Below are 15182 nucleotides of genomic sequence, written 5' to 3' on the forward strand. Positions count from 1 at the left end.
GCAAATTTTTCCCAAAGGTTGTCGGCGGCCCGGCAAAAATCGGCCCCGGACCGGGCCGATTGCCCCTATTCGGCCGCCAGTTGCAGGTAGACCCCGTTGGTCCAGCCGAAGCCGTCCTGGTTGGGATACTCCCCTCCGCCCGCCAGGGCTTCGGCCTCGATGACGTTGTATTTCTCCATCATCTTCCCGGTGGCATGGTAGACCCGGTCGTTCAGGTCGAGCCACCGTTTGCGTCCCAGATGGGCGGTTTCCGTATATCCGTAGTTCATCAGGCCCCGGTAAACGATCCACTGGAGGGGTGCCCAGCCGTTAGGCGAGTCCCACTGCTGGCCGGAGTCGGTCAGGGTGGTCACCCAGCCGCCGGGTTTGAGAAACTCGTCCTTCAGCCGCTCATGAACGCCGGCGGCCTGTTCGGGCGTCGCCAGTTTAAAAAAAAGCGGAAAGGCACCGGCCAGCGTCAGAGCACTGGTCGGGCGCTGGGTAATCAGGTCGAAATCCATGAAATAGCCCCGGTCCTGACTCCAGAATACGTCGAGGATGGCCTCCTTCCGGCGCTCGGCCCGCTGCTCGAACGCCCAGGCGTCATCGGCGGACCCATACCGGGCGTAACCGTCGCGCAGGGCGGTTTCCAGGTTATACAGGAGGCAGTTGAGATCCACCGGCAGAATGTCCGCCGTCCGGATGGTGGCCAGGGTCCGGCCGTCGCCGAACCAGCGGCTGCTGAAATCCCAGCCGGACTCACAGGCCGCCCGGATGTGGGTATACAGGATCTCGGGATCGATGCCCAGGTCGTTCGTCTCTTCCGTCAGTTCGATTTCGGCCCGGTACGACTCCGGACGGGGGGCCGGTTTGCAGTCCCAGTAGCGGTTGAGCAGATGGCCCGACGGCAGGAGTGCCACCCGCTGATTAACCGGACGGTCGGGGTTGATCCTATCGCTGCCCCGCATCCAGAAATCGTATTCCTGCCGCAGCTGCGGCAGATACCGCAGCAGCACGTCCGGCCCTTCCAGCCCGGCCAGGAGCTGAACCATGGAGGCAAAAAACGGCGGCTGCGACCGGCTCAGAAAATAGGTCCGGTTGCCGTTCGGAATAAAGCCGTAGGTGTCGATGAGATACGAAAAATTCTCCAGCATGTTCCGGATCAGGTCCAGCTGCCACGACTTCTTCAGGCCGAGCATGGTAAAGTAGCTGTCCCAATAGAATATCTCACGGAAACGGCCGCCGGGTACCACATACGGGAATGGCAGCGGCAGGCGGGAACTTCCCTCCACGGGCTGATCGTCGGCCTTGCGGGTCAGCCGGGGCCAGAGTTTTTCGATGTGTTCACGGGTCGGCACCGTCCGGTCGCTGACGTAATCGGCCGCGGGATTGTCAGGAAGGATGAAGTGCTGCCCGACAAAGCGGCCCAGTGAAAAATCGGGCCGGTCCTTCTGTCCCTCGTACAGGGCCAGGATGGCGGCCGGCGGCATCATCGGTACACAATCGACAAAAGTTTTCGAATCGGGGAATACGCGTCTTAGCTGCACGTCACGGAAAAGAATGCCGAAAAGCTCGTCCGGAGGGGTGGTCATCATCGGGAAAATCTATTTTTTATTGGGAATGTACTTTTTTATTATGTTTGCCAAACAAATATACAATTTCCCTGTGATGTCAAACTGGAGAATCAAACTTTCCCTTTTATTAAACTACTTTGTGTTCGCCATTCTGCTCAACAGCGTCGGCACCGTCATCCTCCAGGTCCAGAACAACTACGGCGTTTCGGCCTCGGAAGCGAGCGTTCTGGAGGCCTTCAAGGACCTCAGCATCGCCGTGGCCTCGTTCCTGATCGCTTCGTCGGTCACCCGGATCGGTTACCGGCGGTCGATGGCGCTGGCGCTGGCCTTCGTCGCGGCCGCCTGCCTGCTGATGCCGCAGGTTCCCGGCTTTCTGATGACCAGGCTCCTGTTTGCCGCTACCGGGGTCGGGTTTGCCCTGATCAAGGTCTCGGTGTATGCCACCATCGGCCTGATCACCGACGATTCCCGCGAGCACGTCAGCTTCATGAACTTCCTCGAATCGTTTTTCATGATCGGCGTCCTGACCGGTTATTTCATTTTCAGTGCGTTCGTCGACGACCGTCATCCCGGCTCCACCGACTGGCTCGACGTGTACTACCTCCTGGCCGGTATTGCCCTGACGGCCCTCCTGCTGCTCCTCAGCACACCCATCGACGAGTCAAAGGTAAAACCATCGTCCGGCAAAAGTCTCCCGGAAGAAATGGCCGAAATGATAAAACTGGCCGTTCGCCCGGTGGTTCTGGTGTTCATTCTCAGTGCCTTTACCTATGTCCTGATCGAGCAGGGCATCATGAGCTGGCTGCCGACCTACAACAGCCGGATTCTTCATCTACCGACCACGCTGAGCATTCAGATGACGAGCATCCTGGCGGCTTCGACGGCGGCAGGGCGGTTTCTGGCCGGGCTGGCCCTGCGCCGGTTTGCCTGGTTCGGTATCCTGGCGGCCTGTCTGCTGTCGGCCGCGGCCCTGGTGCTGCTGGCCCTGCCGCTGGCGTCCGCCGTCCCGGCCACCCCGGCCACGGGCTGGGCCGACGCCCCTCCGGCCGCGTTCGTATTCCCCCTGATCGGCCTGTTCATCGCACCGATCTATCCGGCCATCAACTCCGTGATCCTGAGCACCTTGCCGGCCAGACAGCACGGCCCCATGTCGGGTCTGATCGTGGTTTTTTCGGCCCTGGGAGGCACCACCGGATCGATCATCACCGGAACGGTCTTTGAAGCCTACGGCGGGCAGACGGCTTTCTATTTCTCCCTCCTGCCCATCACCCTTCTGCTGCTGGCCCTCTTCGGGTTCAACCGGATGCAGAAAGGCGGCCGGAAACCGCAGCCGACCGGGGTTATATCCGAACCTTAAGCCGCCTATTTGACGCTGACGACCTGGCTAACCGTCGAAACGCCATTTTCATTGAAGGCTTCGACGGCAAACGAATACGGGACGCCCACGTTCAGCGCCCGGAGTTCAAGCCGGTTCGGCTGGTCGTTCCAGACCTGATAGGCCTGATACAGCTTGTCGGGCGCGATGCCCCAGAGTATGTTGTAGCCGACCGCGCCCGGCACTTTCTCCCAGCTGATATCGGCATTCCGCTGGTCTTTCTGCCGCACGGCCTTCAGCCCGGCCGGGGAAGCGGGCGCTTTGCCCAGCCCGTTGCCAAACACCCGAAAACCGTTGACGGCGACGTAGGGGCCGGCGGTATACACGTGTTCGTAGCGGATGTACCGCGCCCGCACCGGAGCCGGCAGTTCGACGTAGGCGCAGGCCCGGTCGCGTTTGGGTTCCTGCGTCAGGTCGGCGATGCGGTCCCACTTTTTCCCGTCGCGGGAGGCAAAGAGCCGGAACTGGGTGTAGACCGTCGAATCGCTGTCGAAGACGTTGTTTTTATAATCGACGTAGTTGACCTGAACCGCCCGGACGTCGTGGTCGGCGCCGAGGTCGGTCGTGAGGGTTTCGCCGGGGCGGTTGCGGGTCGGCACCCAGAAGGTACGCGGGTTTTCATCGACGGTCAGTTCGGCCCGCAGGGTGTCGAGGGTCGAGGAGGCCGTGACCGGTTTTTTGTAGTTCAGCAGCATCCAGCCCGTAAACAGCTCGTTGCTGTTCTGCCATTTTCCGGTCGGCAGGCGGTGCGGAAAGTCGCCGAACCGGGTGTTGGCATACATCTGGTCGTCTTTGTCGAAACCGGCGGGGTGCATCACGATCCGGCGCTCCATGCCCCAGACGATGCCCAGCCAGGTGGTGCCGGTATTCCAGTAGTTGCCGAAATGGTCCTGGAAGGTATTTCCGTGGCCGGTGCCGGTGGCATACCCGCCCGGGCGGTAGGCCACCGGGTTGTAGGGGGCATATTCGAAGGGCCCGAGGGGGTGTTTCCCGACATACGTACCGTTGGCGTAGACGTTGTATTCGGTGCCGGGAGCGCCATACTGGAGGTAATACTTCCCGTTGTGCTTGGTCATCCAGGCGCCCTCCACAAACGGTTTGATGGGGTCGGAGTGGTTCGGACCGAACCGTTCCCAGCCATGCTGCCAGGGGTCGAGCCAGAACATGGGCTGATAGGCTTTGGAGGGTTCCGGGTTGGCGTAGGTCAGACGGCGGCCGTGGTCGAGTTCGGCGCCGAACACCGGGTAAACGTTCGAGGAACCCCAGTACATATACCATTTGTCGGTATCGGGATCGTGGAACAGGGCGGGGTCCCAGGGGCCGATGTCCTTCGGAAGCCGGGGCAGCCAGCGGTTGTAGAACTTCAGTTTGCCCTGCCCCGGCTCGGTCGAGTAGAAAATGGGCCGCTGCTCGAAGGTCGACTGGAACAGAAAGAGCGTATCCCGCACCGACAGGGCGGCCGGCGCACACATATCCTCCATGGGCCACTTGTCGGGCACGACATACTGCCAGCCGACGAGGTCTTTCGACTTCCACCAGCCGCCCGAGATGGTGACGAACAGAAAGTATTCTCCCTTGTGGGCGATGATGACCGGGTCGGCCCCGGACCGGTAGGAGATTCTTTCGTTCAACTGCTCGAAATTGTACCGATAGCTGATGTCCATCGGGTTACAGTACGTGCGTTGCTGGGCCACGGCCCCGGCGGCACAGATCCACAGCAGTCCAAGGCACAGAGCCCGTTTTCCAAACGCGATTTTCATGAGATGATTTCCTTCCGCAAATTCGATTGAACCCGCAAGCTAATGGTTTTTACAGGTTCAGGGCAAGTCGGGTCTGAACGGCTTCGCCGGCCCGACTACTTACCAATCGGGTAGCTGTCAGGCTTTTGCAACTCTCGCAAATCTGGCGTATCTATACCGAATTATTTATTTAAAAAAACGGAAGACCGGCATCCGCGCACTTCCCCAACCCTTACATTTGTTCCTTCCTAAATGAGCCTCAGAGCATGAAGAGTAACCTACTGAAATCCCTTCAGAAAAAAAAGAAACAAATTTTAGAACTCTGGATACAGAATCAGCTGACGGACCCCAACCTGCGGGAGGACCTGATGAGCAATACCGAACTCCGCGTGCAGTCGGACGAGTTGGTGGACGTTTTTCTGAAAAATCTGAACGACACCAACCTGACGGAACCGGATTCGCCTGATTTTGAGCCGGTCTTCGAAATTCTGGCCGGCATTTCCATCTCCCGGGCGCGGCAGGGCTTTTCTCCGCGCGAAACCGGCATTTTCGTATTCAGCCTGAAAGAGGCCCTGCTGGAAATTCTGCGGCAGGAGCTTCCGGACGACCCGCTCCAGCTCTATAATGAGAGCATGAAAATCAGCCGGCTGATCGACAGTTTCGGCATCAATACCTTCGAAACGTTTATCAAAGGCCGTGAGGAAGTTATCCTGCGGCAAACCGACGAAATCGCCGAAATCTCCACCCCCGTGATCCGGGTCTGGGACGGCATTCTGGCCCTGCCGATCATCGGAACCCTCGACAGCTCGCGGACGCAGGTGGTGATGGAAAACCTCCTGCAGGAGATCGTCGAAACCGCCAGCGGCATTGCCATCCTGGACATTTCGGGCGTCCCGGCGGTGGACTCCCTCGTGGCCCAGCACCTGATCAAAACCGTCAGCGCCACCCGGCTGATGGGGGCCGAATGCATCATCAGCGGCATCCGGCCGGAAATTGCCCAGACGGTGGTTCACCTCGGCATCGATCTTTCCGGCATCGTTACCAAGGCAACCCTGGCCAGTGCGCTCAAATACGCCTTTTCGCTCCAGCAAATGGAGGTGAAGCGCATTCGTCAGGAAAGAAAGTACATCGACTAAACCCTTTTATGGAGAAAATCCCTATCCTCCGAATGGGGCCGTTTTTGCTGGTCACCATTCAGATCGATCTTTATGACCGGCTGGCGCTGAATCTGGAAGCCGACCTGGTGCAAATGGTAAACAAAACCGGCGCCCGGGGAGTTTTAATCGATATCTCAGCCGTTTCCATCGTCGATTCCTTTATGGGCCGGATCATCGGAAACATCGCCAGTATGTCCAAAATCCTCGATGCCGAAACCGTTGTTGTGGGTATGCAGCCGGCGGTCGCCATCACCCTGATCGAGTTAGGACTCCCCCTCAAAGGTGTACATACGGCCCTGAACGTCGAAAAAGGAATGGAATTGCTGAAGTCGAAAATTGGTCCCGAAGAGGAATCCGACGACGATGGTGACGCTGACTAAGGACCGAATGATGATCCTGAAAGACCAGGACGTGGTTCCCTTCCGGAACCGGGTGAAGGAGTATGCCGTCCGGATCGGAATGGGGCTGGTCAACCAGACCAAACTGATCACGGCCGCCAGCGAACTGGTCCGGAACATGCTTCGGTATGCCCAGCAGGGTGAAGTTTTCATTGAAGTGGTCACGCAAGGGCGGGAAAACGGCGTGCGGCTCACTTTCGTGGACAAAGGCCCGGGCATTCCGGACATCGAACTGGCCATGAAAGACGGATATTCCACCCACCGGAGCATGGGGCTGGGCCTGCCCGGCACCAAACGACTGGTCAACGAATTCGAAATCCGGAGCAAGGTGGGCGAAGGAACCGTCATTACAATTTTAAAGTGGAAGAATGGTTAACCCTTACCACGTCGCCTTCAACGCCACCGATCGAAGTTACCTTGCGATTCTGAAAAGGGAGATTCATCTTCTGGTGGGTCAGTTGAAGTTCAGTACGAAGAGAGCGGGCGAGATCGATATCATTGTGGCTGAAATGGGGTCCAACCTGGTAAAACACGCCGGCGGGGGCGAAATTCTCGTCCGGATTCTGAAAGAGCCTGAACCGGAAGGAATCGAGCTGATCAGCATCGACAACGGCCCCGGCATGGCCGACCCCGGCCGCATGATGACCGACGGCGTCTCCACCAGCCAAACCCTGGGCCACGGCCTAGGCGCCATCAAACGCCTTTCGGACGTATTTAATCTGTATTCGACGCCGGAATGGGGCACCGTCCTGCTGGCCAGAATCTTTAAGAAACCTCCGGCCAGGGGGGCGTTGAATCCGCGGGCGGAAGTCCGGTCGGTCATCGTGCCGAAACCGGGCGAAACCGTCAGTGGCGACGGCTTTTCCAGCCAGTTGTCGACCGAAACCCTGCGGCTCTTTCTGGGCGACGGGCTGGGGCACGGACCTGAGGCCGGGGAAGCCGTTCGGCAAGCCGCGGTATCGTTTCAGGAAAGCCGCGAAACCCAGCCCGTCGAGATCATCCGGCAGATGCACCGCGCCGTTCGAAAAACGCGGGGACTGGTCGGGACGGTCGCGGCCTTTGATTTCAGCACCCGCAAATGCCGCCTGTGCGGAGTGGGTAATATCACGACCCGGTTTCATCTGGGTCCCCATTCCAGAAATTACCTGTCCTACAACGGCATTATCGGACTCAACGTACCCGGTACGATGAACGATCAGGAATTGACGTTTGAAAGCGGCCATGTGATGATCATGTGCTCCGACGGCATCAAATCCCGATGGGATATATCCAGATATCCATCCATATTAAAATACGATCTGTCCGTTCTGGCGGCCGCCCTGTATAAGGATTATGCGCGTCGAACCGACGATACTTCCGTGGTGATTGCCCGATTTTCCTGAGCCATGCACGAAATTGCCAAAGTCGCCTTAGAAAATGAGATGGACCTGATTCTGGCGCATAAACGCGCCATGAAACTGGGCGAACTGGCAGGGCTGTCTCTGGCTTCACAGACCATATTTGCCACGGCCGTTTCGGAAGTTGCCCGGAATGCCATCGATTTCGGCGTCGACGCCTGGCTGACGCTCGGCATCACCTCCGGCAGCGAAGCCGACCGAAGCATGGTGGCCTGCATCAACGACCGCCGGCCGACCGTCTCCGACAAGGAAACCGAGGGCCTCAACAACGCCCGCCGGCTGGTCGACGAATTTTATTTTCAGGAATCGCCGAAGGGTTTTGAAATCAGCCTCCTCGTTCGGTTTCCGGCCAGCTACCGCGTCAGCGAAGCCCGGATCGAGGCCTGGAAGCGGCAGTTCATCGCCCAGACGGCCGTTTCTCCCTACGAAGAACTGCGCGGCAAAAACCGCCTGCTCCAGGAACTGGCCGAACGGCTCCGGGCCAGCGAAAAACAGTACCAGCTTCTGACGAATTCGCTGCCGCTGATGATTTTTTCGGTGACGAACGACGGTCAGGTACTATACGCCAACGACTGGATGGTGCAGTTCACCGGATGCCCGATCGACGAACTCAATTCGACCGAGTGGCGAACGGTCATCCACCCCGACGATCTGGAAGCCGGCTGGAAAAACTGGCGCCAGGCGACGGCCGACGGTAAACCGTTTCAGAGTGAGGTCCGGGTTCGGCAGGCGGCTACCGGAGCCTACGTCTGGCACCTGGTGTCCACCTCTCCGCTGCGGAACGAACAGAATGAGATCCAGTACTGGTCCGGGTTCATGGCCGACATTCAGGCTCAGAAAACGGTGGATCAGACCCTGCGGGCCAACGAGGAACTGCAGGAAACCAAGATGCAGCTCGAACAGTACCAGAACGAACTGAAGATGAACATCGGGGAGCTGAACCGCAGCAACCAGGAGCTGGCCGAGTTTGCGTACGTGGCCTCGCACGACCTTCAGGAACCTCTGCGCAAGATTCAGTCGTTCGGGACGCTGCTCCTCGAAAACTTTGCCCCCGAACTCAGCCCGACGGCGCAGGACATGATCCACCGGATGCATACGGCCGCCGAGCGGATGCATGGGCTGATCAAGGACCTGCTCTCCTACTCCCGGCTGAACACCTACCGGCAGCCGTTCCGGCCCGTCGACCTGAATGTGCTCGTGAAGGAAGTTCTGGGAGATCTGGAGATTACGGTTCGGGAAAAAGGCGCGAAAATCCTGACCGAGCCGCTGCCCGTCGTGAAAGGCAATGCGCTGCAGCTGAGGCAGATGTTTCAGAACCTGCTGTCCAACGCCCTGAAATTTACGACGGCGGATCGGGCCCCCGTCATCAGTGTTCAGACCGCAGAGATGGCCGCCGGCGACGTTCCGGTTTTCCTGCGGCATCCCGAACCGCACTATCTGGCCATCCGGGTGGCGGATAACGGCATCGGCTTCGACGAAAAGTACCACGACCGGATTTTTCAGCTTTTCCAGCGTCTACACGGCAAAGACCAGTATTCCGGCACCGGCATCGGGCTGACCATCTGCAAGAAAGTGGCCGAAATGCACGGAGGGACCATCGGCGCCCAGGCGCAGCCGGGACAGGGAGCTACCTTCACCATCTATCTCCCCAACAGCTCCATCGTAGAATCGGTCCTCCGTACGAAACCGGGGGCTTAGGACCCGACGTCCGGCAGACGGAAGGCTATTCCGCTCAATACCGCTCCAGGGTCTTCCGGAGCGACTCTTTCAGTTCCTGCGCCAGGCTCTCCGGCTCCAGCACCCGGACGTGCTCGCCATAACTTCGGAGGTGCATGAGCAGGTCACGGTTGGGGGCCAGCCGGAGCCGCACCACACACTCGCTTTCATCGTCGCGCAGGACTTCCTGGGTCTGGTGAATCGGCTTGGCCCGGACATACCGTCCGAACAGGGGTGAAAACGAAAGAACAATGGCCTCCACCGGGCCGCTGCTGTCGGTGATGCCGTAGATATGTTCGAAGAGTTCGGAAACGTAGGCCAGGACGGCGGGCGGCACCTCGCAGGGTTCGTCGAGCGTCTCCAGGTCGCTCATTCGGTCGAGGGCGTAGGTTTTCTCCCGCCCGGCCGAAGCGTCGTAGCCGATGACGTACCAGCTGTCGGCTACCTCCCGCAGTAAAATCGGGTGCAGCGTCCGCAGGCCGGAGGCCGACCCGGGATCTTCATGTTTGCGGTATTGAAAGTGCACCTGCCGGTTCTGGTTGATGGCCCGGATCAGAACCGGAACATACTGGCGGTTCCCGCCCAGGATCTTCTCCTCCACGTATACCACCCGACGGGCCGGACCCGTCTCCCCGCCCGGTTCGGTTTTGACTTCCCGGATGATGTCCAGACTCTGCCGGACCTTCTGCAGGGCGTTGGTGAGTTCGCCGGCCACCGAGTCGCCCTGCGTGGCCGCCAGCACCTCCCGGGCATAATCCAGCGCTTCCATGTCGTCGGGCGTCAGCATGAGCCGGAGTAGCCGGAACTGCGGGTCGGTGTAGTAGTAGCCGTTGCTGCGCTTACAGTAGGCGATGGGCGCATCGTGATCTTCGCGCAGCCGCTGAATGTCTTTTTCCAGCGACGACATGGACCGGATGCCGCAGCGGTCGCGGCAAAGCTCGAACAGCGCCTGTTTGGAATACCGGCGCGGATAGCGGCTGATGATTTCGTCGATCAGGCGGTAACGCTGGAAGGCGGATCGGGTCAGGGGCATGGTTCAGCCGATTAAGGGGAGGGGCAACGAATACCGGGTAAAAATCCGAAGATTTTTTTCACAAAAAAAGAAGAACGTAAAAAGATTACGTTCCGGGGGTGACACCTTTGTAATGAACAATAAGCAACACGATCGATGAACGTCCTCTGCAACGGACAGTAAACAACAAAACTCATGAACGTCCAGCTTTCAATTCCACACCAGACCGCCCGCTTCTCCGGTTCCCACCTGATGCGCTGGCAGGAGCCGCTGTCGACGCAACTGCGTTATCAGCACGAACTGCCGGGCCAGGTGGCGAACCGGCTTCTGAATGTGGAACTGGGGTTGTTCGTGCTGGCCGAGCTGTTGCCCCTCGCCCCTCCGCAGGCACTTTCCGACCTGCTGAACGGCGAAGGGGCCGCGTATGAGCAGCGCCCGGTCTGGACACCCCGGCAGCACCGGTATCTGAGCCGGGCCCGGACGCTCCTGGCCCCCTACCGCAACCGGCTCCGCTGGCTGGCCGCCCTGGAAAAATACGAGCGCCTGCCCGAAACGGCGAAAGCCTTCACCCTGCACGGCGCCGGCGGCTGGGGCACCGCCATGAGCGGCATCGATCTTCGGAAACGCCGGGAGTTGTTTCAGGCGGCACTGAAATAAGATATTTTTTTCAGGTAGATAGTCCGTTCGGGAGGCTTTTGTAGTATTGAATTATCATCAAGCCTTACCTTATAATATGGAATCTTCAGACAAACCGTCCCAGACATCCCGTCGCCAGTTCCTGCAATCCGGGGCGCTGGCCGCCGGTAGTTTCTTTATTGTGCCGCGCCATGTCCTGGGAAGAGGTTTTATCGCCCCCAGTGACAAACTCAATATCGCCGGTGTCGGCGTTGGAGGGAAGGGCTTCGGCGATACCAACAACGCCTTCAACAACGGAGCCAACAACATCGTGGCGCTCTGCGACGTGGATTGGGGCCTGCCCCGCGTGAAGGAGAATTTCACGAAGCACCCCAACGCCAAGCGGTATAAGGACTTCCGTGAAATGCTCGACAAGGAAGGAAAAACCATCGACGCCGTCACGGTTTCGACCGCCGACCATACGCACGCCGTGGTGGCGATGGCCGCCATGTCGCGGGGCAAACACGTCTACGTTCAGAAACCGCTGACCCACAACATCTACGAGGCCCGCATGCTGACCGAAGCCGCACGCAAATACAAGGTGGTCACACAGATGGGTAACCAGGGCTCCTCGAACCCGCAGCAAAAGCAGATGGTGGAGTGGTTCGACAAGGGCCTGGTCGGCAACGTCCACACGATCTATCTCTGGACGAACCGCCCGGTATGGCCGCAGGGCATCCCCGTGCCCCCGGCGGCCGGTGAAGTGCCCACCGACCTTGACTGGGATCTGTGGCTCGGACCCGCCCAGAAAGTGGGCTACACGCCTGCCTACCACCCCTTCAAATGGCGCGGCTGGTGGAACTTCGGTGCCGGCGCCCTCGGTGACATCGGCTGCCACATCATGGACGTACCGTTCCGGGTGCTGGGTCTCGGCTACCCGACCGAGGTCGAAACCAGCGTCGGCCAGGTGTTCCTGAAAGACTGGACAGCCGAATACATTCCCGAAGGCTGCCCGCCCTCGTCGCACGTCGAACTGAAGTTCCCGGCTTCGACCAAGAACAAGTCGGCCGTGAAGATGGTCTGGATGGATGGCGGTCTGCGTCCGTTTAAGCCCGATTTCCTGCCGGAGGGCGAAGCCTACCCGGAAAACGGCGAGAACGGCGTGTTCATGGTCGGTGATAAAGGTCTGATTGCCTGCGGCATGTACGGCGACGATCCGAAACTCTACACCAAGAGCGGTGAGAAGATGGAAGCGGCTCCGAAGCCCAAAGGAGCGGACGGAAAAATGCTTCCGGAAAACGGTCACCAGATCTTCTGGACGGAAGCCTGCAAGGCCGGTTTCAACAGCAAGGAACACAAGGCCCTGACCTCCTCGTTCGACTTCGCCGGCCCGCTGACCGAGTCGGTGCTGATGGGGAACGTCGCCATCCGCAGCTACATGGTCCGGACACCGAAAGCCGACGGCAAGGGTTTCAACTACCCTGGTCGCAAACGCCTGACCTGGGACGGCAAGAATATGAAGATCACCAACTTCGATGAAGCTAACCAGTTCGTTTCACGGCAATACCGCGACGGCTGGAAGCTGAACATGTAAGTCGTATCTGAAATACGGTTATAAAAAACCGCCGGAAAACCGCCTTCAGCATGAGGGAAGTTTTCCGGCGGTTTCGTTTCAAGAGCTTACAGACAGTCGACGTCCGCGACGATAGTCACGGCTTTCAGGCCCTTGTCGCTCAGCAATTCGTTCATTTTTTCGAGGATAAACGCCTTGGCGGCCTTGGGGTTGATGGCCCGTTCGAGTTTGATCAGCACCGTGTAGAGGAACTGATTCCTGATCCTCTCGACCAGCGGCACCTCCGGCCCCAGCACCCGGGCGCTGCCCAGCTTGGCGGTCAGGTCGTCGACCAGACGCTGGGCGGCCTGCAGGCTGACGGTGGCTTCGGAGTGTTTGACGGTCAGCTTGATCAGCCGGGAGAAAGGGGGATAGTTGAAATTTTCGCGCTCCTGGACTTCCTCCTCGAACATCCCTTTGTAGTCGTTTTCCAGTATCTTCAGCAACACCGCCTGATGCGGGTTACTGGTCTGAATCAGCACCTTTCCGCGACGGTCGGCCCGGCGACCCGCCCGGCCGCTCACCTGCGTAATCATCTGGAAGGCCCGTTCGACGGCCCGGAATTCGGGAAAATGGATCAGGCGGTCGGCGTCGAAAATACCGACCAGGCTCACGTTGTCGAAGTCGAGGCCCTTGCTGATCATCTGGGTCCCGACCAGAATGTCGACGTTGCCCGCTTCAAACTCGGAGATGATCTGCTGGTAGGCATTCTTGCTCCGGGTGGTGTCGAGGTCCATGCGCTGGATGCGGGCGGCCGGAAACACGATCTGAAGCTGGTCTTCGATTTTTTCGGTCCCGAAGCCGATGGTGCGCACTTTATAGGAGCCGCAGGCCGGGCAGGATTTCGGAACGGGGTCCTTGTGGCCGCAGTAATGGCAGCGCAGCTCGGCGTCGCGCATGTGGTAGGTCAGGCTGACGTCGCAGTTCGGGCACTGGCTCACCCACTCGCAGTCCTCACACTGGAGGTAGGGCGAATACCCGCGCCGGTTCTGGAACAGGATGCTCTGCTCCTTCCGCTCCAGGTTCTGATTCAGTTCCTCCAGCAGCACCGACGAAAACTCGTTTTTCATCTTTTTCTGCCGCCGTTCCAGCCGCGTATCGACCAGCACGATGTCGGGCAGCGTGGCATCGCCGTACCGCTGGAGCAGTTCGGCAAAACCGTACCGGCCCTGCCGGGCGTGGTAATAGCTCTCGACGGACGGCGTGGCGGACCCCAGCAGCACCTTGCCCTTCTGCCAGGTGGCAATCATCATCGCCACGTCGCGGGCGTGGTAGCGCGGAGCCGGATCGTGCTGTTTGTAGGAGGTTTCGTGTTCCTCGTCGACGATGATCAGGCCCAGGTTGTCGAACGGCAGAAAAATTGCCGACCGCACCCCGACCACGAACTGGTACTGGCCCGACACGATGCCCTTCCAGACCTCCACCCGCTCGTTGTCGGAGAATTTGGAGTGGTAGATGCCCATCTTGTCGCCGAACACCTTTTTCAGCCGCACGACGATCTGGGTGGTCAGGGCGATTTCCGGCAGCAGATAAAGCACCTGCGAGCCGCTCTCCAATACTTTCTGAATCAGATTGATATAGACTTCCGTCTTTCCGGAGCCGGTGATCCCGTGCAGCAGCACGATGTCCTTCTCCTGAAACTGGGTCAGGATGCTGTCCACGGCCTTCTGCTGCGGGCCCGTCAGTTTGATCTGGGCCGTGGGTGCGGAAGTATCCTCGCCGAAGCGGGGCATGATGACCTCGAACGTCTCGAATACCCCGTTTTTGATCAGTGTCTGCAGCGACGACTGCGACAGTTCGTCGTCCTGATTGAGCAGGCCCTTATCGAGACCCTTGCGGTTCAGTACCGGGTTGTTCTGCGCCGGCACATACCGCAGATACCGCATCACCACCTCCTGCTGCTTCGGTAGTTTTTCGAGCCGGTTGATCAGTCCCAGCAGCTGGTCGCGGTCTTCGTAGGACGGGTGCAGCCGGATCTTGCGGATCATCTTCGGAATGTATTTCTCCCGCACCTCGTCGAAGACGATCACCGCCCGCTTGCCGACCAGCGACTTGATGGTAGTCGGCACGTTGGTTTCACCCACCAGCCGGCCGAGTTCCTCGTAGCTCAGGGCCGGGTGCTTTTTCAGTTCGTCGAGCAGCCGGACTTCCTCTTCCGTCAGCAGTTCGGGGTAATCGAAATCCGGGTTATACTGCACCTTCGACTGGCTCGTGATCTTCAGGCCCGAGGGCAGCGCCACGTTCAGCACGTCGCCGATATTGCAGAGGTAATACTCGGCCATCCACGAAAACAATTCGAGCTGGTAGGGCGTCACCAACGGGTATTCGTCCAGTAGTTCGAGGATGTATTTGGCCTGATAGGCGCTGGGGGGCTGGGTGTGGATGCGTCCGACCACCGCCGTGTAGACCCGGTTTTTACCGAACGGCACGATTACCCGCGCCCCTACCTTCAGCAGTTCGACCATATCCCGCGGGACGCGGTAGGTGAACAGTTTCGGGATCGGCACAGGCAGGATCAGGTCGGCGAAGTAGGTGGTTTCTTCACCGGCGGCATAAACAAGGGGCAGCGGTTGCACGGGTCGTACGGCTTTGGATCAAAAGACAAGAT

12 protein-coding genes are annotated in these 15182 nt (G+C 59.2%); 8 read left to right on the top strand and 4 right to left on the bottom strand.

All coding sequences use genetic code 11. The features are described 5' to 3' along the window. Window positions 1–65: 65 nt before the first annotated feature. On the bottom strand, window positions 66–1574 hold the full coding sequence (treF, locus tag DX909_RS00565) for an alpha,alpha-trehalase TreF (protein ID WP_128543102.1): 1509 nt from the start codon (window positions 1572–1574) through the stop codon (window positions 66–68). Between the two features lie 73 nt (window positions 1575–1647). Between treF and DX909_RS00570 the strand changes: the two genes are divergently transcribed. Further along, a complete protein-coding gene (locus tag DX909_RS00570) occupies window positions 1648–2910 on the top strand; it encodes an MFS transporter (RefSeq protein WP_128543103.1) in 1263 nt (420 codons plus the stop codon). Between the two features lie 5 nt (window positions 2911–2915). On the opposite strand, the gene DX909_RS00575 is transcribed toward DX909_RS00570, so the two are convergent. Next, the gene (locus DX909_RS00575; RefSeq protein WP_128543104.1) at window positions 2916–4688 is read right to left on the bottom strand and encodes a family 43 glycosylhydrolase; all 1773 of its coding nucleotides are present in this window, start codon (window positions 4686–4688) and stop codon (window positions 2916–2918) included. A gap of 245 nt (window positions 4689–4933) precedes the next feature. Between DX909_RS00575 and DX909_RS00580 the strand changes: the two genes are divergently transcribed. The 5 genes from DX909_RS00580 to DX909_RS00600 are packed head-to-tail and all read left to right on the top strand — an operon-like array spanning window position 4934 to window position 9317. Then, on the top strand, window positions 4934–5803 hold the full coding sequence (locus tag DX909_RS00580; protein ID WP_128543105.1) for an STAS domain-containing protein: 870 nt from the start codon (window positions 4934–4936) through the stop codon (window positions 5801–5803). 8 nt (window positions 5804–5811) lie between these two features. After that, window positions 5812–6204 carry an STAS domain-containing protein gene (locus DX909_RS00585; RefSeq protein WP_128543106.1) on the top strand — a complete coding sequence of 131 codons (393 nt, stop codon included), beginning with the start codon at window positions 5812–5814 and terminating at the stop codon, window positions 6202–6204. Then, a complete protein-coding gene (locus DX909_RS00590; RefSeq protein ID WP_128543107.1) occupies window positions 6188–6598 on the top strand; it encodes an anti-sigma regulatory factor in 411 nt (136 codons plus the stop codon). Before DX909_RS00585 ends, DX909_RS00590 begins: the two co-directional genes overlap by 17 nt. Continuing rightward, a complete protein-coding gene (locus tag DX909_RS00595) occupies window positions 6591–7604 on the top strand; it encodes an ATP-binding SpoIIE family protein phosphatase (protein WP_128543108.1) in 1014 nt (337 codons plus the stop codon). Before DX909_RS00590 ends, DX909_RS00595 begins: the two co-directional genes overlap by 8 nt. 3 nt (window positions 7605–7607) lie before the next feature. Continuing rightward, complete coding sequence (locus DX909_RS00600) at window positions 7608–9317, top strand: ATP-binding protein (RefSeq protein ID WP_128543109.1); 1710 nt, start codon at window positions 7608–7610, stop codon at window positions 9315–9317. A 34-nt stretch (window positions 9318–9351) separates the two neighbouring features. Here the strand turns inward: DX909_RS00600 and DX909_RS00605 are convergent, their stop codons facing one another. Beyond that, the gene (locus tag DX909_RS00605; RefSeq protein ID WP_128543110.1) at window positions 9352–10368 is read right to left on the bottom strand and encodes a helix-turn-helix transcriptional regulator; all 1017 of its coding nucleotides are present in this window, start codon (window positions 10366–10368) and stop codon (window positions 9352–9354) included. A gap of 174 nt (window positions 10369–10542) precedes the next feature. Here DX909_RS00605 and DX909_RS00610 point away from each other — a divergent pair, with 174 nt between their 5' ends. Further along, window positions 10543–11004 (top strand): pPIWI_RE_Z domain-containing protein, encoded by a 462-nt coding sequence (locus DX909_RS00610; RefSeq protein WP_128543111.1) that lies wholly within the window; start codon window positions 10543–10545, stop codon window positions 11002–11004. A gap of 76 nt (window positions 11005–11080) precedes the next feature. Continuing rightward, on the top strand, window positions 11081–12556 hold the full coding sequence (locus DX909_RS00615; protein ID WP_128543112.1) for a Gfo/Idh/MocA family protein: 1476 nt from the start codon (window positions 11081–11083) through the stop codon (window positions 12554–12556). 86 nt (window positions 12557–12642) lie between these two features. Here DX909_RS00615 and priA read toward each other — a convergent pair whose 3' ends face one another. After that, window positions 12643–15150 carry a replication restart helicase PriA gene (priA, locus tag DX909_RS00620; protein ID WP_262707499.1) on the bottom strand — a complete coding sequence of 836 codons (2508 nt, stop codon included), beginning with the start codon at window positions 15148–15150 and terminating at the stop codon, window positions 12643–12645. Between the last annotated feature and the right edge of the window lie 32 nt (window positions 15151–15182).

Source organism: Larkinella soli, from assembly GCF_003703975.1.
Taxonomy (GTDB): domain Bacteria; phylum Bacteroidota; class Bacteroidia; order Cytophagales; family Spirosomataceae; genus Larkinella; species Larkinella soli.